The organism is uncultured Desulfovibrio sp. (assembly GCF_944324935.1).
Taxonomy (GTDB): domain Bacteria; phylum Desulfobacterota; class Desulfovibrionia; order Desulfovibrionales; family Desulfovibrionaceae; genus Desulfovibrio.
In genome coordinates this window covers 19,666-40,420 of record NZ_CALUYG010000006.1, presented here as the reverse complement: position 1 = coordinate 40,420, position 20,755 = coordinate 19,666, and the positions used below count along the sequence as shown (strand labels likewise).

Annotated in this window: 21 protein-coding genes and 1 pseudogene; 20 read left to right on the top strand and 2 right to left on the bottom strand. The window is 61.6% G+C overall.

Features of this window, described 5'->3' with window-relative positions; genetic code table 11:
* The first annotated feature begins 18 nt into the window (after positions 1–18).
* Positions 19–468 carry a hypothetical protein gene (locus Q0J54_RS02560; RefSeq protein WP_296303785.1) on the top strand — a complete coding sequence of 150 codons (450 nt, stop codon included), beginning with the start codon at positions 19–21 and terminating at the stop codon, positions 466–468.
* Here the strand turns inward: Q0J54_RS02560 and Q0J54_RS02555 are convergent.
* Both Q0J54_RS02555 and Q0J54_RS02550 read right to left on the bottom strand, forming a co-directional pair.
* A complete protein-coding gene (locus tag Q0J54_RS02555; protein WP_296303783.1) occupies positions 442–705 on the bottom strand; it encodes a hypothetical protein in 264 nt (87 codons plus the stop codon). The two genes, Q0J54_RS02560 and Q0J54_RS02555, sit on opposite strands and share 27 nt — an antisense overlap.
* A complete protein-coding gene (locus Q0J54_RS02550) occupies positions 692–1,480 on the bottom strand; it encodes a ParA family protein (protein ID WP_296303781.1) in 789 nt (262 codons plus the stop codon). Before Q0J54_RS02550 ends, Q0J54_RS02555 begins: the two co-directional genes overlap by 14 nt.
* 123 nt (positions 1,481–1,603) lie before the next feature.
* On the opposite strand from Q0J54_RS02550, the gene Q0J54_RS02545 reads away from it, so the two are divergent.
* The 19 genes and pseudogenes from Q0J54_RS02545 to Q0J54_RS02455 form a co-directional block, all read left to right on the top strand.
* Positions 1,604–2,104, top strand: a complete 501-nt coding sequence (locus Q0J54_RS02545) for a DotD/TraH family lipoprotein (RefSeq protein WP_296303780.1) — start codon at positions 1,604–1,606, stop codon at positions 2,102–2,104.
* A complete protein-coding gene (locus Q0J54_RS02540; RefSeq protein ID WP_296303778.1) occupies positions 2,101–3,807 on the top strand; it encodes a type IV secretory system conjugative DNA transfer family protein in 1,707 nt (568 codons plus the stop codon). Before Q0J54_RS02545 ends, Q0J54_RS02540 begins: the two co-directional genes overlap by 4 nt.
* The gene (locus Q0J54_RS02535; protein WP_296303777.1) at positions 3,797–4,939 is read left to right on the top strand and encodes an ATPase, T2SS/T4P/T4SS family; all 1,143 of its coding nucleotides are present in this window, start codon (positions 3,797–3,799) and stop codon (positions 4,937–4,939) included. Before Q0J54_RS02540 ends, Q0J54_RS02535 begins: the two co-directional genes overlap by 11 nt.
* Entirely contained in the window at positions 4,932–5,378 is a 447-nt protein-coding gene (locus Q0J54_RS02530) for a hypothetical protein (RefSeq protein WP_296303775.1), read from the top strand. The genes Q0J54_RS02535 and Q0J54_RS02530 overlap by 8 nt, the downstream gene beginning before the upstream one ends.
* Positions 5,378–5,650 carry an IcmT/TraK family protein gene (gene icmT / locus Q0J54_RS02525; RefSeq protein WP_296303774.1) on the top strand — a complete coding sequence of 91 codons (273 nt, stop codon included), beginning with the start codon at positions 5,378–5,380 and terminating at the stop codon, positions 5,648–5,650. Before Q0J54_RS02530 ends, icmT begins: the two co-directional genes overlap by 1 nt.
* Before the next feature lie 79 nt (positions 5,651–5,729).
* Positions 5,730–5,945, top strand: a complete 216-nt coding sequence (locus Q0J54_RS02520) for a hypothetical protein (protein WP_296303773.1) — start codon at positions 5,730–5,732, stop codon at positions 5,943–5,945.
* A gap of 248 nt (positions 5,946–6,193) precedes the next feature.
* Complete coding sequence (locus Q0J54_RS02515; protein WP_296303771.1) at positions 6,194–8,635, top strand: ArdC-like ssDNA-binding domain-containing protein; 2,442 nt, start codon at positions 6,194–6,196, stop codon at positions 8,633–8,635.
* Between the two features lie 51 nt (positions 8,636–8,686).
* Entirely contained in the window at positions 8,687–10,996 is a 2,310-nt protein-coding gene (locus tag Q0J54_RS02510) for a DNA topoisomerase 3 (RefSeq protein ID WP_296303769.1), read from the top strand.
* Positions 10,993–11,421, top strand: a complete 429-nt coding sequence (locus tag Q0J54_RS02505; RefSeq protein ID WP_296303767.1) for a hypothetical protein — start codon at positions 10,993–10,995, stop codon at positions 11,419–11,421. The genes Q0J54_RS02510 and Q0J54_RS02505 overlap by 4 nt, the downstream gene beginning before the upstream one ends.
* Complete coding sequence (locus Q0J54_RS02500) at positions 11,418–11,633, top strand: hypothetical protein (RefSeq protein WP_296303765.1); 216 nt, start codon at positions 11,418–11,420, stop codon at positions 11,631–11,633. Before Q0J54_RS02505 ends, Q0J54_RS02500 begins: the two co-directional genes overlap by 4 nt.
* A 58-nt stretch (positions 11,634–11,691) precedes the next feature.
* Entirely contained in the window at positions 11,692–12,216 is a 525-nt protein-coding gene (locus tag Q0J54_RS02495) for a lytic transglycosylase domain-containing protein (protein WP_296303763.1), read from the top strand.
* A complete protein-coding gene (locus Q0J54_RS02490; protein WP_296303761.1) occupies positions 12,213–13,598 on the top strand; it encodes a hypothetical protein in 1,386 nt (461 codons plus the stop codon). The genes Q0J54_RS02495 and Q0J54_RS02490 overlap by 4 nt, the downstream gene beginning before the upstream one ends.
* Before the next feature lie 69 nt (positions 13,599–13,667).
* The gene (locus Q0J54_RS02485) at positions 13,668–15,494 is read left to right on the top strand and encodes a TraM recognition domain-containing protein (protein WP_296303759.1); all 1,827 of its coding nucleotides are present in this window, start codon (positions 13,668–13,670) and stop codon (positions 15,492–15,494) included.
* On the top strand, positions 15,484–16,218 hold the full coding sequence (locus Q0J54_RS02480) for a hypothetical protein (RefSeq protein ID WP_296303757.1): 735 nt from the start codon (positions 15,484–15,486) through the stop codon (positions 16,216–16,218). The genes Q0J54_RS02485 and Q0J54_RS02480 overlap by 11 nt, the downstream gene beginning before the upstream one ends.
* 13 nt (positions 16,219–16,231) lie before the next feature.
* A complete protein-coding gene (locus Q0J54_RS02475) occupies positions 16,232–17,875 on the top strand; it encodes a PcfJ domain-containing protein (protein ID WP_296303755.1) in 1,644 nt (547 codons plus the stop codon).
* Complete coding sequence (locus Q0J54_RS02470; RefSeq protein WP_296303753.1) at positions 17,856–18,254, top strand: DnaB-like helicase N-terminal domain-containing protein; 399 nt, start codon at positions 17,856–17,858, stop codon at positions 18,252–18,254. The genes Q0J54_RS02475 and Q0J54_RS02470 overlap by 20 nt, the downstream gene beginning before the upstream one ends.
* 33 nt (positions 18,255–18,287) lie before the next feature.
* On the top strand, positions 18,288–19,214 hold the full coding sequence (locus tag Q0J54_RS02465; RefSeq protein ID WP_296303751.1) for a hypothetical protein: 927 nt from the start codon (positions 18,288–18,290) through the stop codon (positions 19,212–19,214).
* Between the two features lie 14 nt (positions 19,215–19,228).
* Complete coding sequence (locus Q0J54_RS02460) at positions 19,229–20,044, top strand: Fic family protein (protein ID WP_296303749.1); 816 nt, start codon at positions 19,229–19,231, stop codon at positions 20,042–20,044.
* Between the two features lie 195 nt (positions 20,045–20,239).
* Positions 20,240–20,755 (top strand): annotated as a pseudogene (locus Q0J54_RS02455) (recombinase family protein); the annotation flags it as partial.

The following is a 20,755-nucleotide window of genomic DNA, read 5'->3' as shown; positions in this document are numbered from 1 at the left end:
CCTTTGGAGTTGAACACCATGTTTAAGAAAACCCGTGCCCGGATCCGAACGGGCATCCACAATGCCTTCCATCCGAGCCTGGAACACCTTTCCGGGCTGAACGACGACCTTCGTTACCGGCTTTCCTGGCTGAAGGCCCGCCGTTCGCCGGAACTGCAACGGGAACTTGAGGAAGACTTTTCACGGGTGCTGGCGGCCTGGGGCATCGCGGGCGAGCGGGAGATTCCGACCGCGATGCGGATGCTGCGCCTGCGGACGACCATCTTCTGCATCCCCGTCGTCCTTGGGGGACTGATCCTCAGCAGGTGGAGCCAGTCGGGCGATACGCTCTTCCTTTTCGCCGGACTGCCCTTCCTTGTCGTGGGGCTTCTGGGCTGCCTGACCACCGTGTGGCGCATGTCCGTGCTGGTGGACAGGCATTTTGTGCCCTTCAGCCGCTGGCTATGCCCCTTCCTGTTCAAGAAATGAGGTCAGAGCCGCCGTGACGACATCCTTTTCCGATCGCTCTCTTGTTATGCAGTATATCTTGAGCCGTTTGACGAGCGCCTTGTCGAGCTTGAAGTACTTGGGCACAAGCTCTTCCTTTTCGGCCCTGGCGGGCCGGGCGGCCTCTTTGTGGCCTTCGTCTTCGCCGAAGACCTTGCCGAGCAGATCGCCGTCATCGGCATCGGCCAGCGTGCCGAGTCCCTTCTTATTCCTTGCCATGATGGCCTCCTTCCAAACGCGCCGTCAGCTCTTCGGCGAGCAGGGCATAGTCCTGAGCACCGTTGGAACGGGCGTCGTAGTCAAAGATGCTTTGTCCGTGGCTGGGGGCTTCGGCCAGGGCCACGTTGTCGCGAATGACCGTGCGCGTGACCTTCCAGCCGTCGTCCAGCCTGCCCAGCCAGTCCAGCACGTCGCGGCAGAGCCGCTTGCGGCGATCCACGAGGGTGGGCACCACGGCCAGCATGTCCAGTCCGGGATTGAGACGGGCCTGTACACGGCGCATGTCGTCGCGCATGAGCTTCAGCCCTTCGAGGCTGAAGAACTCGCACTGCGCCGGAACGAGCAGCCGGTCGGCAGCCACATAGCAGTTGACGGCCAGCAAGTCCAGCGCGGGCGGGCTGTCGATGATGACCGCATCCACGGCCTGCGTGAGGGAGGACAGCGCCTCCTTCAGCAAAAACTCCTTGCCCAGCTCCTGCGCGAACAGCTCCGGCAGGGCCGCCAGTTCCCGCACGGCGGGGACAAGCAGAACGCAGCCGTTTTCGTGCTTCTCCACGGGCAGGCTCGCTTCCTTCCAGGAAGCCTTGCCGCGCAGCACGTCCAGCACGCTTTTCTCCGGCGCGGTCACGCCCCAGGCGCGGGACAGATTGGCCTGCGCGTCCATGTCCAGCGCAAGGATGGTCTTGCCGCCGCGGGCAAAAGCCGAGGCCAGATTCTGGGTCGTTGTGGTCTTGCCCACGCCACCCTTCTTGTTGGCAATGACGATGATATTCACGGCATAACTCCTTGTTTTTCCTGTGTATGACACTGCCAAACTTTGCATATATTGTCAATAAATATATATCAATGTGAAGCTGTTTTTATTCTTATTCTTGAAAAATATTTTTGAGGTGAGCGAATGAAAATATTCAGACAAAAATCTGACCGCTTGTCCCGCATGGGCCGGGGGGTGTGTCTGCTTGCCTGCCTTTCACTGCTGTGCGGCTGCACGGCGGCGAAACGGAAGACGCCGCCCGCGCAAAGCCCGGCGGACTTTGTGGCCGTGACGCTGGGACAGGCCGCCGAGAAGGCGCACGGCGATCTGGCCATGCTGGCGAAACTGCGCGGTGAGGGTGTGCAGCCGCTGCTGCCCCCGCCGGATCCGTCGCTCAATGTGCCGGTGACGGTGGCCTGGACAGGCCCGGCGGACGGCATCCTCAAGGCGGTCTGCCTCAAGGTGGGCTACCGCTATCAGGAGATGGGCAGACCGAGCGCCCAGCCGCTCATGGTAGTTGTGCAGGGAACGGATCGCCCGGCCTACAGCGTCATTGAGGACGTGGCCTGGCAGGTACAGCCGCAGGCGTCGGTGCGGGTGGATGTGGTGAACCGCATCCTGACGCTGGGGAGGACGGGACGATGAGTCCGAAGAAAAAGCTGTTGCTGGTTGCCGCCATGCTGGCGGCTGTGCTCATGGCCGCCTTTGCTTTCATCCTGATGAGCGGAAAGCCTGACGTTCGGCATATCCCTCGTCCGGTTCCCTTGCCCGCTCTGGGAGAAAGGGATGCGAAGGTGCGTGTCGAAAAGGCCGCCTTGTCTCTGGAAACGGCGACAACGGCCATCGCACCGCCGGAACCGCCACGCCCCGAACCACCCCAGCTTGAGGACGCCAGACCACTGATGACGCGCCGCCCCCCCATGCCGGTGGAGGAAAGCGTCGCCACGCTCCCCGCGCTCTCGCCGTCGCCGGAGCCGTTCAACGGCTGCGCGTACAATCGGGGCTACCGGGACGGCTTCAAGGCGGGCATCGCCGCCGGGGCCGAACGGGAGCAGAAAGGCGTGGCGCGGGAGGAAAACCGCGAGGGATCGCGCTTCTTTCAGGCGTTTTTCCCCGACCTCCGGGAAGGTACGGCGCGAAACATCATGCTGTGCGCCTTTCTGGGTACTTGGCTGGCCCTCATGCTGTACCTGCTGGGCAAGCTGATCTTCTGCCTGCCGATGCTGAACGGACGCCGCATGACCTGCCTGCCGTCAGTGCCGCCTTCCCCTGAAAGAGCCCCGTCCCGGCCCGTCCAGCGCCAGACGGCCAGAAAGCCCGCGCCGTCCCGCGCCATGCGCCGCGCCGGGGGGCTGTGTCTCGCCTTCTTTCTTGCCGCGAGCGGCTTCGGCTGCACGGCGGGCAAGGCCAATCCGACGGACGCGACCGTACCCATGCCGCCCCTGAAGGAAGCGCCGGACACGGCGCAACGAACCGCTCAGACCGGCCAGACCGGCGCGGCCACCCCGGAAGCGGCGAATCCCGCGCCCGCGAACCAGACCGGCACGACGCTGCTCATGGAGGAGCCGCTGCCGAAGGCGTCCGGGCCGCGCCCGGACGACCCGGCGGAACTGGCGGAACTGCTGGATTTGCAGGCGTCAGCCAGCCGCAAGGAAACGGCGGTGACGCGGCTGCGGCCTTCGGCCATCCGGGACGCGGCGCGGATGACGACGTTCCAGACCGCCATAGCCTGGCGGTACGGCAGGCTGCTTGAGGCCGTGGACAGGCACGCGGCCATCATGGAGACGGCCTTCAATTTCACGCCGCTCATGATGACGCAGGGCGACGCCCTGATCATGCCGCCCGTGCTGACCCGCGCCGGCGCGTCCATGCGCATCGATGACGACGGCACGGCCACCACGGCCAGCACGACCTACGAGATGCTGCAAAAGGCCCGCTATGTGCCCGTGGCCCCGCACTGGCGCTCCTACCTCATGGCGGACTCCTTCCCGGAGCCGGAGCAGCCCAATCTCGCCGTACTGCCGCAAAACAGCGGAGAACGGGCCATCTGGCGGGCCGCCGTGCGCGAAGCATGGGCGCAGGGCGTCGAGGAAGCGGACAACCTTTTCACGGACAACGTGTCCCGGCTCGTGCGGGATTATCGCGGAGTGCTGCTCTATCACCTGCTGACGGCCCAGCACCTGCTGAGCAGGGTTCGCACGGCGGACGCCGATCTGGGCGTCAGGGTGACGGGTGACGGCAACCGCATGAACCTCGGCCAGAAGGTGTACCGCATCACGGAGCCGTCCTTTTTCGTCACGCCCCACGCGGAGCAGGTGAAGGACAGGAGAAACAAGCATGGACGCTGAGCTTTTTCCCCATGAACCTCCCCTGCGCTGGGAGCATGGCCAGATCGACGAGCTGCTGCTCTGGGGGACGCACGCGGGCATGTCGGACATGTTGCTGCAATCCGGCGATCCGGCATGGATGCGCCTGCACGGCCACTGGCGGCGCGTGTCCGAACGCCCCATCACGGCGGATGAACTCTTCGCGGCGTTGGAAAAGATGACGCGGAACAATTCCGTGTCGGCATCCCTCAAGTCCAGCGGCAGCGACTATGACTTTTCGTACCAGATCGAGGAGACGCGCGGCGTGCGCTTCCGCTATCGCGGCAACGCCATGCCGGTGGCCGACGGCTACGCCACGGGCGTGAAGATGGTGTTCCGCACCATCCCGTCCGCGCCGCCGGAACTCCCGGCGCTGGGCGTGGAACCGCACCTGCTCGAACACGCCTTCCCGTCCAACGGCCTCGTGCTGGTGACGGGCGTCATGGGGTCGGGCAAGTCCACGTTGCTGGCGGCCATTTTGCGGGAGATCATCGAACGGGGCGGCAAACACGTTTCCACCTATGAAGCGCCCATCGAATTCGACCTGCGGGCCATTCCGCACATCGGGGGGCCGGTGTCGCAAAGCTCCGTGCCGGAGCACCTGAAGTCCTTTCTGGCGGCCACGCGCAACTCCACACGCACGGCCCCGGATGTGGTGCTCATCGGCGAAAGCCGCGACCCGGAGACGCTGCGGGGCATGATCGAGAGCGCGGAGATCGGGGTGACGGCCTACTCCACGGTGCATACGCGCTCCGTGCCGGAGACGCTGACCCGCATCATCAACGTCTTTCCCTATGCGGAACGCCTGCAAATCACGGCCACGCTGCTCGCGAGCCTGCGGCTCGTCGTCTCCCAGCGGCTCCTTCCCCGCGCGGACGGCGAGGGGCGCGTGGCCGTGCGCGAATTTCTGCCGTTCACGCCGGAAGTCCGGGAGGCGCTCCTGGATACGCCCACGGAACGGCTTGTCCCGGCCTGCGAAGAGCTTTTGCCCGCGCATGGCCAGCGGATGCAGGAAGCGGCCCTTTCCCTGCACGGGAAGGGTCTCATCGACGGAAACGCGCTTGCCGCCATCCTGGCGGAGCGCAAACACCTCACGGGAGAATGCCATGAGTGAACAGACCAGTGGACAGAAGGAACGCTACGACGTGCTGAGCATCCGGGAATACCGGTCGGGACAGGAGATCAAGACGCAGTGGGCGCGCATGGGCTCGGCCTGGCCCAACCGGGACGGTTCGTTCAATCTCCAGCTTTTCGCCACACCCGTGCCGGACAAGGATACCGGCCTGATCAAGCTGCACATGCGGAAATACGAACCGCGTGAGGAGGCTCCCGGCGGCAACGCGCCCGCTCCCGCTCCGCGTCCGGCCCAGCCGGTGGATGACGACGTGGTGGACACCACGCCGCCGGATTATTCCGGCCACGGCGCGGGCTCGGGCTATTCCAGACCCGCTCCCTATGTGGACGCCACGCCTCCGGCGCGTGACGAATACCCTTATGACGAGGATACCGGCGAAGTGACGGCCTATCAGCGTCCCGACATGAGGAGCTTCTGATGCGGGAAGTTCTCTGGCGGGACACCGGCCTTGCGCCGAAAGTCGGCCCTCTGGACGCCCGCGCGATCTTTCCGCTGGGCGTCTGGCTGCTCCACTGGAGCACGGCCACGGCGGCCGTCGCGCTGGCCGGCATCGGGGCGCTGTTCGTGGTGCAGCGCATGGGCATGACGCCCGCCGCCTGCGCCCGCTATCTGCGGCTTCGTCTGCTCATCGGCGAACGCCGGGAAACGCGGGAGAACGAGCGGCACTGGCGTCAGCGCTGCCGCTGGTGAATATATCCGGTGTCTGGATATATCAACATGAATATATCCAGACACGAAAAACCAAAAAATATATACAATGGGAGAATATATGAACAAAGAAACCAACGGCCTCAACTCTCACGGCCTGTACGACGCGCCGGTGCGCTCCGACGCCCCGCGCCAGGAAAGCCTGAGCCGGGAAGAGCTGGACAGGGAGCTGGAAAACGGAGCGTTCGTCATGACGGAAGCGGAAGCGCTGGAAGCGGGTTTCCTGTCCCCGTATGACGCGCAGGATACCACGGACAGCACTGGCGGTGCGCGATGAGCCAGAATACGGAAGACTTTGAAGAAGCAAAACGATCCTGGACGGAAACTGAAGTCAAAAAACATGGGCAGCTCTGGAAAGAACATATCGCCAGAGCCTATGAAGACCGTATCGACAACATCATTGCGGAGTTGAGCAGCGTTCCCTCTCCTGGGAGGGCACGTGCGTCAGGTCTTGAGAGAGAGCTTGCCGTTCTTGAAAAGCAACAGCGTGAAGGTATTCCGATGCTGACCGGCGAGGAAATATTCATGCTGGAATGGCGAGACATGCTGATTGAAATGGGTTCATTTCTTCATGTGGAGGAGAAGGGACTTCCGAGAGGTGTCGTGGATGGCGGGATCGTTGATGTCAACCTCTATTTTGGGGAACGCATCGGTGCGCTCCTGACCGCTCACGACAGGGTTCGGGAAGAAGCACCATTGGAAGAGAGCTTCCGCACATTGCTTGACAGAGAGTACGATAGGCTGCGGTTGTTGGAATATGACCAATCCTCCCGCGCCGCGTATGACGCCCAAAAGAGAATACTATTCTCTCACAATCACAATCAGAATGAGGTGAAAGGGGAAAAGATGAACCAGAGCACGCAGGATAAGCTTGATGCCTATGTGAAGCGCCATCACGATATCATGATGGAGCTGGACGACAATCTCGACCTGTCGGAGGAAGAGCGGCGGTCTCTTGCCCAGGAGTACGAAAAGCTTGGGCGTACAATCGTCTCGCTTGAGGAAGAACTGCGAAGGGAAGAAGCGCTCGAAGGCGAACAGTACGGGAGGCAAACAGTGAGCCAGGCCACGAGCGATGAACAGTACCGCCTGACCGACGAGGAAATCCGCTTGCTGGATCGGCGGGCCGAGCTGGTGGCGAAGCTGCGTGACACGGACGCGGAACTGAGCGATTCGCAGGCTCTTATCATGGAGGACGACATCGCCAAGCTTGATCAGCACTTCGGCGAACGCCTTGAAGCTGCCGTGACCGCTCACAAAAGATTCCGGGCGGAAACCCCGAAAGCCGCTTCCAGCAATAAGGATCGCTTCCAGCGCAGCCAGGACGCGCAGGCGGCCTTTGTGGCGCGCTTCGCGGAAACCATGCGCAATATCGCCGCCCAGGGGGGCATGTCCGGGGATATGGCGGCGCGGAGCCTGCCGTATTCGGCGGTCTCCGGGCACGAGTTCAGCGGGGCCAACATGGCGCTGCTCATGCTCAAGTCCGAGGAAATGGGCTACACGGACGACCGCTGGCTGACCTTTGAGCAGCTGCAAAAAGTCCGGGAGGAGTATCCCGATGAAAATATTCATATCCGCGCGGGGGAAAAGGGGACGACCGTCCTGACCTCCCGCTGGGTCTCCTATGTGGAGGAAAACGGGGAGCGACGGGTGCTCACGCCCGAAGAGACGCTGGACTGCGAGCAGCGGAAGAACAACGGCCTGGATGCGCCGGAAGTGAAAAAGGCGCTGCTGTATACGCCGTACACGGTGTTCAACGCCCAGCAGATCGAGAATTTCCCGGCAAGGGGAAAGGAGCGTCCGGCCATGTCCTCGCGTGAGCGGCGCGAACTTGTGGATCGCTTTGTCGCGGCCTCGGGCATCGATCTGGACTATACGGCGCAGCGCTCGCCCAGCCGTTTTGATGAAAATGAAAACCGGATCACCATGTCCGGGCCGCATCTTTTCCAGCGCATGGGGAACTTCCTGCTCCAGAAGCTGCGGGAGACCTTCCGGGCCTTTGGGCATGAATCGCGGGAAAACAGCCCGCTGTACGCGGGCGAGACGCTGAGGAAACGCGGCCTTGAGGAAATGCGGGCGGAAGTCCTCGGCATGCTGGCCGGGCGTTACCTCGGCATCGAGCGGGACACCGGACGCATGGCGCAACATGTCGGGCTCTGGGATCGGGCCTTCGGGGAAAAGGACACGCGAAGCCTGTTCCGGGCGGTCACGGACGCCGGGAAAGTGCTGACGCTCCTGCACCAGTTCGCGGAAGGCGAGACGCCCAGGGCGAAGTGGTTCCCGCCGAAGGAGACCTGGGAGGAGAACTTCCGGGCGACGGAATACAAGGAAGTGAAAGCCATGCTGGAGTTCGTGGGCGAGGAGCTGCGGATGCAACGCAACGACAGCCCCGCCCCGCATCCCCAGCTCGGCGAAAGCATCCTGCGGGCGGTGGAGCGCGAAGCCCCGCTGGACGAGTTGCGGGACAAGCTGAAGGAAGCCTGGCCGGTCCTGGCCAATGCGCCGCACCTTGTTACCGTCGGCCTGGCGGAAAGCGCCGCCAAATATCTCCCGGAAGGCATGTTCGAGCGGGAACGGGAGAAGGTTGCCGCCACGATGGACGGTGCGCGAAGGATGCAACAGCAGACAAGGGAACAGGGAGCCGCGCCTGAAGCGCCGCAAGAGGCCCCCGTCCCGCCGGTCGCGGCCGCCCAGCCGGAGCCTCCCACGAAAACGGAGATTCGCGAACAGGCGTTGAAAGCATTCGACAATATGTCGGATGATACGGTGACGCGGGTGCGGATGCTGCTGCGAGATCCCGACTTCCTGAAGGCGGCGCTCAAGGACGACCCGGAATGCGCCCGCGATCTGGCTTCCCTGTGCGACAACGTGTCCACGGCGCTGCACGCGGAGCTGGAGGAGATGAAACAGCGGGAGCACGACACGCCCGCTCCCCAGGCCAGCTCGCCGGCCCCCCGGATGCGGTAGCCGCGGATTGAAAGAAGGGGGGAGGCGTGTCTCCCCCCTCATGGAGGATATATGCGTCTGTTTCTTGCGGAAAAGAAATCGCTTGGGGAAGCCATTGCCGCCGGTCTTGGCAACGGCAGGCCCGGTTCGGGCCGTATCGACTGCGGCGAGGACGTGGTGACGTGGTGCGCCGGGCATCTGCTCGAAGAATTCATGCCGGAGGACTACGATGAAAAATGGGGCGCATGGCGGATGGAGGATCTGCCCATCATGCCCGATGTCTGGAAATCCAAGCCCAAGGAAAAGGCCGCGCATCAGCTTGGCATCATCCGTGATTTGCTGAAGCAGGCCGGCTCTGTGGTCAACTGCGGCGATCCGGATCGCGAGGGGCAGGTGCTGGTGGACGAAGTGCTGGAACGCTTCGGCTACCGTGGCCCTGTGGAACGCCTCTGGCTGGATGACGGACTCACGCCGCAGGCCGTGCGCAAGGCACTGGGCAAGATGCGGGACAACCGCGAATATGCGCCGCTGGCGGACGCCGCCCGCGCCAGATCCCGCGCTGACTGGCTGGTGGGCATCAATGCCACGCGGGCCATGAGCCTCAAGGGACAGGAAGCCGGCAGGCGGGGCGTCCTGTCCGTTGGCCGCGTGCAAACGCCCACCCTGGCGCTTGTGGCGGCACGGGACAAGACCATTGAGGCGTTCAAGCCGCATCCGTTCTTCACGCCGGCGGCGACCGTCACGCATGGGGAAAGCCGCTTTCAGGCGAACTGGCGGCCGGAAGAAAACGCGCCGGGGCTGGATGAGGAAGGCCGCCTTGTGGACAGGGCGCGGGCCGAAGCCCTCCGGCAATCGGTCATGGGACAGACCGGCGTGGTGACGCTGGCCACGGTGGAGGAAAAAAAGACACAGCCGCCTCTGGCCTATTCGCTCGGCGAACTGTCCAAGGAGGCGTCCGCCCGCTACGGCATGACGGCCAAGCGGGTGCTGGACGCCGCCCAGGCGCTGTATCTGGCGAAGCTGACCTCCTACCCGCGCACCAACTGCCGGTATCTGCCGGAAGATCAGCGGGCGGACGCCGCCCGCATCCTGCCCGCGCTGGCCACGTTGTCGGGAGCCTTCTCCGCCGTGGCTGACATGGCGGCCAAGGCGGATCCCTCCCTGAAAAGCCCGGCCTGGAATTCCGCGAAGCAGACGGCGCATCACGGCATCATCCCCACGGGGGAACTGCCGGAAGGGACGCTCAACAAGGACGCTGAACAAGTCTATGCCCTCATTTGCGCCAACTACGCGCTCCAGTTCCATCCGCCCATGCGCTACGAGGCGCGAACCATTGAGGTGGAGATCGCGGGGACGCGCTGGAAAGCCACCGGACGCCGGGTGCTGGAACCCGGCTGGACGGCATTCTCCTCCGGCACGGATCCTGACGGCGAAACACTGCCCGCCGTCAGCCAGGGCGATGCCGTCACCTGCGCCGACGTGACCATCGCCGAGAAGAAGACTACGCCTCCGGCGCGGTTCACGGACGGCACGCTGTTGGAGGCGATGGAAAACGTACACCGACACGTTGAGGCCGATGCCGCCGCCAAAGATACGCTGCGGCAGACCAAGGGCATCGGCACGGACGCCACACGGGCGGGCATCCTTGAACGTCTTCTGAAGCAGGGCCTGCTGGCGATGGACGGGAAAAAGATCGTTTCCACGGAGCTGGGACGCCAGCTTGTGGAACTCGTCCCTCCCGCCCTGAAGGATCCGCTGACCACGGCGGAGTGGGAAAGCCGTCTGGAAGAAGTCGCCGACGGTAAACTTTCTCTTGAGGATTTTCTCGCTGGTATCCGGGATATGGTTCCGCGACATGTGGAGCTGATCAGGTCGCTGACCATTACCGGCATGGCGGGAGCCTATCCCTGCCCGGAATGCGGGCAGCCGCTCCGGCGCTGCAAGAGCAAGGATCGGCCCGGTGAATATTGGGCCTGCTTCAACAAGGAAGGCCACGCTTCCGGGGAAGCGGTCTTCATGGACGACAAGGGCGGCAAGCCCGTGCCCCGCGCATCCTTTGACTGCCCACTCTGCAAGAAGCCCATGAAGCATTTTCGGGCGCAGGACGGCAAGATGCGCTGGGGCTGTTTCGACAAGGCGGCGCATGCGCTGGGCGGTCGTGAAGTCGTCATGGACGACAAGAACGGCAAGCCGGTCTGGCATCCCTGCCCGCAGTGCGGTTATCCCTTGCGGCGTTACCTCAAAAAAGACAGCAAGTCCGACTTTTACTGGGTCTGCCGCAATGAGGATCTGCACCAGAACGGCAAACGCTTCTATGTCGATGACAAGGCCGGCAAGCCTGACTTTTCCTCCTCCAAAAAGGGCAAAGGGGGCACACGATGAAAATCGGTCTTGTCGCCTGCCTGCTGGCATCATCGCTTGTCCTGCCGGGAACCGCGCTCGCGGCTCCCTGCGAGGACATGGAAAGCGCGGCCGCGGCAGCCGCCAGGGAGCGCAACACGCGGGTGCGGGAAGTGCTGGACGCCATGCTGCCCGCGCCGGAGGAAAGCCGCTCGGCGCTGGCTTCCTGCCTGGATTCGCTGAACAGCCTGGGAGACGCCTTTTCGATGGGCGTCTCCCTGCCGACGCTCGCCCAGATACTGGAAGAGCTCTGCAATGAGGTGGACTCCCGCATCAACGAAAAAATCCAGCAGGGCATGACCACCGTGGAAAACGGCATTCAGGACACCTTTGGTACCAACAATCCTTTTCAGGTCAGCTTGAGCGCGTCGGACATTTCCCGACCGCTGACGGGAGCCTTGAAATGACGGAACGGAAATTCACGCTGGATGGCTTCACAATCGTCCTGTGCAGCAAGGAAGAGGGAGAGGACGCCGACATGGAGCTGGCGCTCCAGGAAATCCTCCTGGAAGAGGTGCTGCGCAACGGCGGCGAAGAAGTTTACCTGCGTGTGGACGAGATCGCCCGCCGCCTGGTGAGCAAGGGCTTTGACCCGGATACGGGGAAACGCCTGAACTGAGGCGTATATGCGGTCACTTTGAACGGAAAAATATTCAAACAAAAAAATATATTCACACATGAAACTGTTTTTCTGTTTCTCTGCTTTTCTGACTTTCTGCCTCGTCATTGCGGAACCGGCGCAGGCGCGGAAACGGGTATCCGTGCCCGCGCGGGCCAATCTTTCGCTGGAGTGCATCCGGGAAGCGGCCCAACGGCATGATGTGCCGCTGGCCGGACTGCTGGGCATCCTGGCCACCGAGGGAGGCAAGCCCGGCGAGGCGCTGAGCAACCGGAATGGCACGTGGGACATGGGGCCGTTCCAGCTCAACACCTGCCACGTCAACGCCTTGCTTGAGCGGGGCGTCAGTCCGCACGACGTGCTCGCCGACGCCTGCGTCAATGCGGACGCGGCAGCCTGGCTGCTGGCGCGGGAACTGGATCGGACGCGGGACCTCTGGGAGGCCATCGGCGCGTACCACTCCCGCACACGGCATCTGCATCGCGCCTATGTGCGCCGGGTGAGGGACAATCTGACGAAACTGGAACAGGGGCGCGTGGCCGCGCTCATCGAGTACGCCAATGGGCAAAGGAGGTCGTGGTGAATCAGGAGAACTCGTCGGATTCCACGGTATTTTTGCTGATCGCGCTGGCGGTCGTTTTTCTGGGCCTTCCGGCGCTGTATGCGGCAAAGGCCGGGAGCATCAATGCCTTCCTGCTGGATGTGGCGAAATGGGAATTGCGCCCGTTCTGGATCCTTTCGGAGGATGTCGAGAAGGTTCTGACGCATCTCACTCAGACGCCGCCGGAAGCCTTCACCTGGAAGCAGGTCGTGGCCGCGCTGGAGTACGCGGGCTCATGGCTGCGCTGGCCACTCTTCGCCATGCTGGGAGGGCTGTTCTATCTGGCCTGGACTGGCCGGGGGAAAAGCTTCACGCGCCGGTTCAACATGGAGACGCTGCTGGAAAACAATGTGCGATCCTTCCCCTGCCTTGCGCCTGTGGTGGGGCGAGGCAAGTACCTGCTTGATCCGAAGTCCTTTGATGAGGGGCCGTGGAGGATGGCCCGCAGCCCTCTCCAGTTTGCTCTGGAGAAGGGCTTGCTGAAGGATGAGAAGGATGAGGCGTTCACGCCGGACCAAGCCCTGCGGAACGGGCTTGGCGAGGCGGACATGCCCGCCTACGGACAGGGAAGGTTCGACCGGGTCAGGGCAATGAACGTCTTCCACGAGCAGCTTGGCCCGAAATTCATGGGCGTGGCGGAACTGCCGCCCTTCCGGCAGGCGCTTGCCGCCGCCTTCCTAGCATATGCCGCCGGGGAACGGAAGGAAGCCGTGGCCATCTTGGACGAGATGTCCCTCTCCTATACCCAGGAGCCGGAAGCGGATACGCCCCCAACGGAAGGCGCGGAAAAAGATCCGGAACCGCGCTGCACCGTTCTGGAAGACCCGGCTTTCAGGGAGCGCATTGGGGATACCCTCGCACGGCACAGGGGCATCCTTGAGGAACCCTGCCTGAAGCGGCACAGCGCCTATGTCCTGCCGTGGTTCATGGCGCTGCTGACCCGCGCCCGGAAAAAGGGCGTGCTGGCCGGGCCGCAGTTTCTCTTTACGCGGCCCATAGATCGTCCGCTCTGGTATGCGCTCAATCAGTGCGGGGGCCGGGCCGCCTGGGTGGAAGCCTTCGCGCCCTGGGCACACTACATGGCCGAGGAAAAGGAAAAGGACGGCAAGGCGCTGGAGAAGCCGGATATGGCCGATGCGGCCTACAGTCTGGAAGCGGCGCTGGATGCGCTGGGCTGGCTGTACTGTCCCGACGGGGACGGCAAGTCTGACAAGGAAAAGGCCGCGTCCGTCTCCCCGGCAAAGGCGGATTCTTCCAGTGGGGAGCGGGTTGAAAGCCCTTTCTTTGAAGACGACAGCGGTCTTCTTGGGGATAGCCCCACCAGGACGCTTCAAATTTGGGAAGAAGCCTTAGCCGCATGCTGAATATTTTCAGTTCACATCATGAATATATTTTGAGTTTATAAACAGAAAAACAAAAAGTCAGAAGGTCAAATGGATATACAACGAAAGGTTCGTGGCATAGAAGATGCCGAGGCGTATGATCGCAAGCGACTGCTCCGTGACGTGCGCACGCCGCTGGAAAAGGCGCTGGATGTCCTCAAGGGGCAAAATGCCCAGCTCATCGGCATGGGGGGGGCGGGGGTGTGTCTCCTTGTTTTTCCGGCGCTGGTTTTGCCGCTGTTTCTGCTGGGCGTGCTCTTTTTCCTGCCCACGGCGTACCGGCTGAAATTCGGGCGCAGCCGGCTGCCGTTCCGCATGCCCATCGGCGAACCGGGAGAGGACGGGGGGGATCCTCTGCCGGGCAGGCGCGGCTATGCCAGGCCGGAAGGCATCTTCTTTCTGGGCAACCAGTTTCCAGACAGGAAGGAGCTCTGGCTGAAGGCCAAGGACGTGCTGACACATACGCTGCTGTTCGGCACGACGGGCGCGGGCAAGACGGAAACACTCGTCTCCCTGGCCTACAATTCGCTGGCCACGGGCAGCGGGCTCTTCTATATTGACCCCAAGGCCAGCCCGAAACTGGATTTCCAAATTTGGCAGATGGCCCGATTCCTTGGTCGGGAAGACGACTTCCGCACGCTCAATTACGGGACGAGCGGCAAGGCGCAAGGCAAGTCGCCGCGCCGTCTTTCCAACACCAACAACCCGTTCACCACAGGCAGCGCCGAGGCGCTGACCCAGCTCCTTGTCTCCCTCATGCCCGCTTCGGATGGGGCCAACTCCATTTTTGCCGACAAGGCACAGGCGCTCATCTCCGGGATCATGTATGCTCTCGTTGACCTGCGGGACAAGGGAGAGATCAAGCTTTCCACCAGCACCATCCGTGACCACCTCGCGCTGGAAGCATGTGTCAAGCTGGCAAGGGACGAGCGACTTGGGGAGGCCGCCAGAGCATCCATCAGGGCGGCCCTGAACACCTGCGGCTGGCTGGCCGAATCACCGGACGACAAGCAGCCGCAGTCTTTCGCGGAGCAGTTCGGCTACGCGCAGAGCTATTTCGGCAAGCCGATGTCCAGTCTGACGGATACCTACTCCCATATCTACGGCGCGGAAGACGGAGAAGTTGACTTCGCCGATGCCATCATGCAGCGCCGTATCCTCGTGGTGCTTTTGCCCTCGCTGGAGAAGTCCCAGGCGGAACTGGCCAGTCTCGGCAAGATCAGTCTGTCCGCCATCCGCAACGCTTGCTCAGTGGGCCTTGGCGCGAACATCGAGGGTGGGGCCGCCGATGTGCTGGAATCGCTGCCCACGGATGCCATCGGCATCGGGCCGTATCTCTGCATCGTGGACGAGTACGCCGCCATCGTAACGCCGGGCTTCGAGGTCGTGTTGACGCAGGGGCGCGGTCTGGGCATCGCGGCCATTGTGGCCAGCCAGGATTATGCTGGCATCTTTGAGGCTGACCAGAAGGGAGCGCAGCAGATGGTGGCCAACACGAGCATCAAAGTCTTTATGAAGATGCAGGACGCCGAAAAGACGTGGGATTTGATTCGCGGGCAGGCGGGGCAGACGACGGTTATCCGCAGCACCGGCTACAGGGTGCGGGAGGATCGCGGATCCGGCTATCTGGACACGCAGGATACCGCCGTGGACAATGAGGATCGCGTGGCACTGCGGGACTTGCAGGAGCAGATCGAGGGTGAGGCGCACTTTGTCTTTTCAGGGCAGGTCGTGCGCGGCGATATGTTCTATGCCAGCCCCAGCCTGAAAAACGCGCAGCTTCGCGTGCCGCAGTTCCTGCAACTGCTGCGGGAACCGAAGGAGGAAACGAAGAATGCCGCCGATGGGACGAAAAAGGAGGCTGGCCATGCCGCGTAGACTTTCCCTCCTCTGGGCGCTTGCCCTGTGCCTTGTGACGGGATCCGCCTGGGCGGGCACGCCTGAACGAACCCTGGTCGAGCGGGATGTCCGGGCGACCCTGGACAAGGACATGGCGGCCCCGTGGGCCACAGCCGGAGACGCGGCGCGTGTCTGCCTTGACGGGAAGCCCGCCGGAGACGCGGGAAATGCCGTCGAGGTCTGGGTCAGCCCGGAATGCCGTTTCTGCGGTCTGCACGAAGCGTTTCAGGCGCAACAGACGCACCCGGAATGGCGCATCGTGGTACGCCACATGCCCGCCGGGGGCGAAGGGCTGAAGAAGGCGCTGGCCTTCGAGGCGCTGAAGCATTTTTCCGCGTCCGCCGCCGTCATGTTCTGGGAGGAGATCCTCCCCAGAACGGAGCTGGCCATTCCCCGTCCTTTTGAGGCCGCGCTGCTGCGGGCGCTGTCCGAAGCCGCCATTCCACAGGAAAAGTACAGCGCCGTGCTGGAAAAGCAGTCCGTGCAAACCGTCATGGGCGACATGCTGGCGGGCGCGGGCGTCATCGGCTCCACGCCCACCTGGGTGCTGGAGGGGATTCGGTTCGCGTCCTGCGATTTCACGGCGGCCCAGCTTGAAAAGGCGATGGAGCTGGCCCGGAAGGCCAGGCGGGGCGATGCCGCGGCGCGGGAAGCCATCGTGGGGATCATCGTGCGCGGGCGCATGAATGAGCCCATGCTGTGATGGGGATGAAGGCATGACGGTGCACGGTGAAGCTCCCATGTCGCGCGCAGGGAAAAAAACGCGTTCCACCCTCTTCGGGCGGAAGTATCTGCTGGAAACCTTTCGACAGGCGAAAGATTTCATCGTCAGCCACAAGCTGCTCCGCATGTGCACCTTTTCCGATGAAAACGGTCTGAAGCGTCTGACGATCTGCAATCTTTGGAGGATTGAGCTGGAAGCTGATGGCGCATTGCATACCTTCAGGTTCAATTTGCGCGATGCGGAGTGGCTTCAAACGGATGGACTGAGCGACTTGCCGGACATTCCCTTTGCCCCCATTGGGAGTGGAAGCCAATCTCTTGGGTGGGGGGTGCGGCTGTGCAAGGACGCTCTCCGGGCAGCGATTCGCGCTTCCGGCGCTGAGGATTTCCCAGAGAGAGAAGCAAAATGGATATACCATGCGATTTTTAAAAAATATTTTGGTGAAGATGAAAATAAGGGGCTGATTTCAACGGCTTCCATGAATTCTGGAGCCAGAACGCTGCGTGCCGTCTGGTGGGATCATTTTGTTGATCGCGAGGTGCTTTCCGCATTGCTCTGTATTCGCCGGTACACATGGTCTATCTCGGAATATCTGCAATATGCCAGACATCGGCAGGCCCTGCTGAAGGTGGCTGCCGAACGCCGTAACCTGCTCCCGATTCTGACGATGATCAATCCGAGTCAATGGGGGCGGGATGACCTCTTCTCACGCAAACTTTGGGTCAGGGACGGGCGAAAAAGCACAGCTCTTGATCGCCGCCCTATTCGAGTTGAAGGCTTGTTCCGTATACACAGCTTCGAGTCAGCCGCTCCGTGGCGTTGGCTGTCCAGGGCGTCGTTGCCGATTGTCCGTGAATGGGTGTCCGCAAGAAACAATGCCGTCATTGAGGACTTGGCCCTGGCCAACTGCGGCGGCATCCACGCGCCGGTCTACGCATATGTGGCAATTATTCGATCCGCGAACTATACGAGGTTTCCCAAAGGCTATCCGCCAGTCCTTCAGCTCTATCGTGTCCTTCTGAAATTCTGTGCCCAGATGTGGAAAGAGAAGGGATTTTCCGCCGTGCGGCAATGGATCAGGCACGATTTGCAGTCAGAACTGTTGGATATGTCGAACTACCTCCTTTTGGAAGGTTTTGGCCGGGGGCTGCCGGACAAAAACGCCTCCTGGCCTTCTCTGGTGCGCAGGTCTGAAGACTGGCACAGACGCATCGGGCTCATGCATCTTGAACAGGTGGAGCGGGAGGAACGGTTGCTTCAATGGGATTCCCCTCTCCCGGAAACCGTTATTGACGGCATCGTTTGTACCCCTCTCATGGATAGCCTGGCTCTGGCCAGAGAAGGCTATGAGATGTCACACTGTGTCGGCGGCTACGCTCAGCTTTGTCATGAGGGCGCGTACCGAGTCTTCGCTCTGAAAGAGCCCGATGGGAAAAGGTCTACCCTGGGTATACGGATTGGGAACAGAGGTGGCGTTTCTCTTGAGCAGCACCGTGGCCCATCCAACTCTCAAGTCTCCCGCAAAGCCTCATCCGCCGCTCGCAAGCTGCTGAATGTCTTCCGGCAGGCGCTTGCGGAGCAAAATGGCAAACAATCATCAAATGAGGAAAAAAAATATGGGGCGCAAGAAAAGTGAAACCACCAATGATGCGGTTCAAGAAATCGCGGCTGAAAAGCCCTCATCCCAGCATGAAGAGGGCGCCGCACGTGGAGATGTTCTCGAAAATGCCCTCATCAATTGGGAACAGCGAATCTTGGGGCTCGTGGTGTGGTATCCAGACTCCCTGTTTTACTTGCTGAAAACCGTATCTCCTGATGATTTTCATTTCTTGGCGCACAAAATATTGTACGAGACCATGAGGGATATGTACGACACGAAAAAGCCCATCGACCTTGCCACGCTTGCGGAGCGGTTGAGGGGTGACGGCAATCTTGAAAGAGTCGGAGGGGTTATCTACCTGGGAGATCTCGCTTCCTGCCTGAAAGACAAATCCAGGAAGCGGAAGAAAGGCTAACTTCTCAATACGTCAACAAAAAGGAGCATCATTATGGCAGGCTTCATGACGACAACAACGGCCATGCGGATTTTCAAGGCCGCGCAGGCATCCGATCCGGAGACCAAACTGGAAATGAACGCCTTCGGCGACACGCCTCCCGTGCCGCGTGAGGATGGCAGGCGCGCAGGCTGGGTGGGCCTTGGCGATCCGCTGGACGTGAATTTTTCCCTGGGCATTGATCACGGCCAGTACCTCGCCTTTTCCCTGCGCGTGGACAGCCGCAAGCCGTCCGGCGCGGCTATCCGGCTCCGGCTGGCCGAACTTCTGCGGGAAGAAGCGGAGGCAAGCCCGGACGGGAAGGTGTCCGCGCAGCGAAAAAAAGACCTCAAGGAAGCCGTCACGGCGGACGTGACCTCTCGCACGGAATGGCTGCCCACCCTGGTGGACTGCCTCTGGGACATGTCCACCGAACGCCTGCTGCTTTCCACCACGTCGGAGGCCCTGGTCGAACTCACGCTGGAAATGTTCTCCCAGACCTTCGGCGTTTCGCCGGAGCCCATCGTTCCGACAGGCGATCTGCCCGCGTTCTTCTCACAGGTCTTCACCGATGAGGAGCATGAGCTGGACGTGGACGGCGTGCGGGCGCGGATCGAGCCCGACGGCTATGTCATGACGCTGGCCGGTTCCGAACAGGATGAGGCGCGGGCGGCTGTGTCCGTCAAGAACGACCGTGAGACAGCGGAGAAGGCGCTGGAAAATGGTCTGACCATCCAGAAGATGGCGCTCTGTCTGCATTTCCACGAAGGGGACGAAAGCGAACCGTATGCGTCGTATCCCTTCACCCTGGATGCCGCGCTGGGCGTTTCCGGCCTGAAGCTGCCCAGGCGGGACAGGGACGCGACGCCGGAGGCGGATGTGCTGCTCAAGGCGGAGACCTGCTTTCTTGTGGCCCGCGCCGTGGAAGAACTGGCCAAGTAAGAACAGGAGTCGAAATGCTTTCCGAACTTTTGCGAAGAATTGACGAATACCAAGGCCGAATCAACCGTTACCGCCCCTTTGAGGATGAGGCCATGTTGCGGGAGATCCAGAAGTTCTACCGCGTGGACACGGTGTTTTCTTCCAATGCCCTTGAGGGGTATTCGTACAGCCTTTCCGAGACCAAGATTCTTCTTGAGGATGGTCTGACCGCCGGGGGAAAGCCGCTCAGGGATGCGTTCGCCGTTGTCGGACTTGGTCAAGCCTATGATCATATGTTCTCCCTGCTGCGCCATTCCGGGATCACTGAACAAGACTTGTTGACGCTGCATGGTATGCTGAAAGGGAGCCTTGAAAATGACGCGGTAGCTGGAGTGTACAGGCGGATTCCCGTGTTCATTTCAGGATCGCGTTATCCTGTGTCGCGCCCGGAAGAAGTTGAAAGCCGGATGCGCGGACTGCTGGCTCGTACATCTGAAGAAAGGGAGACGTTGCATCCTTTGGTTGCCGCGGCACGCTTTCACAAGGATTTTGTGTTCATCCACCCCTTTTCCGACGGAAACGGGCGCATTGCCCGGCTGGCAATGAATGTGCTGCTTATCCAGCGGGGCTATCTTCCTGTCGTCATCCCCCCTGTTCTGCGGCATGATTACGTAGCCGCTCTGGAAAAAGCCCATGAAGATGACGGAAGTTTCCTTGAGCTCATGGCGCGAAGCGAAATCGAGACCCAGAAGGATTTTCTGCGTCTGGTCAAGGATGCGTCTCGACATGAGGATGTGGAGATGGAAAGCGGGAAAGCTCCACGAGACGGCCGCTTCCAGCGAATGGGGTAGTTGGATGTCGGCTTGCTTGTTCAGGGAGTTTCCGCCGATGGTTCTATTTGAAAAAGGTATACCTTTTTCAAAACGGAAGCCCGCACGGAAACATGCGGCTTCCCGGTTTGGAAAAAGTTTTGGAAAAATTCATTTGACAACTTTTGAAAAAGCTTTTAATGCTTTTTCAACAACACATGGAGGATGGTTTCTCGCATGGCGAGCGTCGGCTACATCCGGGTAAGCACCCTTGAGCAGAATGTCGCGCGGCAACTTGATCAGGTTCCGCTCGACAAGGTTTTCAGCGACGCCGCGAGCGGTTGCGATGCCGACCGCCCGGCCCTGAAGGCTTGTCTTGAGTATCTGCGTGAAGGTGACACGCTGCACGTCCACAGCATCGACCGTCTGGCCCGCAATCTTGCGGATCTGCTGCGCCTTGTGCGCAGCCTGACGCGCAAGGGTGTGACAGTACACTTTCACAACGAGCGCCTGATCTTCAATGGAGACGACTCCCCGCTGCAAAACCTGCTCTTCCAGGTCGTGGGCGCATGTGTGGAATTCGAGCGTTCCCTCATCCGGGAACGGCGGCGCGAAGGACAGGCCAAGGCCAGAGAATTGGGTGTCCACTGCGGCCGTCCCTCGAAGATTCCCCCTCATGCGCATATGACCATTCTGCAACGACGGCGGAATGGCGACACCCTGGCGGTCATCGCGGGCGAGTACGGAGTGAGC

Coding starts and splice junctions, on each gene's coding strand:
- Q0J54_RS02560 (WP_296303785.1), top strand. CDS start 19: ATGTTTAAGAAAACCCGTGCCCGGATCCGAACGGGCATCCACAATGCC.
- Q0J54_RS02555 (WP_296303783.1), bottom strand. CDS start 705: ATGGCAAGGAATAAGAAGGGACTCGGCACGCTGGCCGATGCCGATGAC.
- Q0J54_RS02545 (WP_296303780.1), top strand. CDS start 1,604: ATGAAAATATTCAGACAAAAATCTGACCGCTTGTCCCGCATGGGCCGG.
- Q0J54_RS02540 (WP_296303778.1), top strand. CDS start 2,101: ATGAGTCCGAAGAAAAAGCTGTTGCTGGTTGCCGCCATGCTGGCGGCT.
- Q0J54_RS02535 (WP_296303777.1), top strand. CDS start 3,797: ATGGACGCTGAGCTTTTTCCCCATGAACCTCCCCTGCGCTGGGAGCAT.
- Q0J54_RS02530 (WP_296303775.1), top strand. CDS start 4,932: ATGAGTGAACAGACCAGTGGACAGAAGGAACGCTACGACGTGCTGAGC.
- icmT (WP_296303774.1), top strand. CDS start 5,378: ATGCGGGAAGTTCTCTGGCGGGACACCGGCCTTGCGCCGAAAGTCGGC.
- Q0J54_RS02520 (WP_296303773.1), top strand. CDS start 5,730: ATGAACAAAGAAACCAACGGCCTCAACTCTCACGGCCTGTACGACGCG.
- Q0J54_RS02515 (WP_296303771.1), top strand. CDS start 6,194: ATGCTGGAATGGCGAGACATGCTGATTGAAATGGGTTCATTTCTTCAT.
- Q0J54_RS02510 (WP_296303769.1), top strand. CDS start 8,687: ATGCGTCTGTTTCTTGCGGAAAAGAAATCGCTTGGGGAAGCCATTGCC.
- Q0J54_RS02505 (WP_296303767.1), top strand. CDS start 10,993: ATGAAAATCGGTCTTGTCGCCTGCCTGCTGGCATCATCGCTTGTCCTG.
- Q0J54_RS02500 (WP_296303765.1), top strand. CDS start 11,418: ATGACGGAACGGAAATTCACGCTGGATGGCTTCACAATCGTCCTGTGC.
- Q0J54_RS02495 (WP_296303763.1), top strand. CDS start 11,692: ATGAAACTGTTTTTCTGTTTCTCTGCTTTTCTGACTTTCTGCCTCGTC.
- Q0J54_RS02485 (WP_296303759.1), top strand. CDS start 13,668: ATGGATATACAACGAAAGGTTCGTGGCATAGAAGATGCCGAGGCGTAT.
- Q0J54_RS02480 (WP_296303757.1), top strand. CDS start 15,484: ATGCCGCGTAGACTTTCCCTCCTCTGGGCGCTTGCCCTGTGCCTTGTG.
- Q0J54_RS02475 (WP_296303755.1), top strand. CDS start 16,232: ATGACGGTGCACGGTGAAGCTCCCATGTCGCGCGCAGGGAAAAAAACG.
- Q0J54_RS02470 (WP_296303753.1), top strand. CDS start 17,856: ATGGGGCGCAAGAAAAGTGAAACCACCAATGATGCGGTTCAAGAAATC.
- Q0J54_RS02465 (WP_296303751.1), top strand. CDS start 18,288: ATGGCAGGCTTCATGACGACAACAACGGCCATGCGGATTTTCAAGGCC.
- Q0J54_RS02460 (WP_296303749.1), top strand. CDS start 19,229: ATGCTTTCCGAACTTTTGCGAAGAATTGACGAATACCAAGGCCGAATC.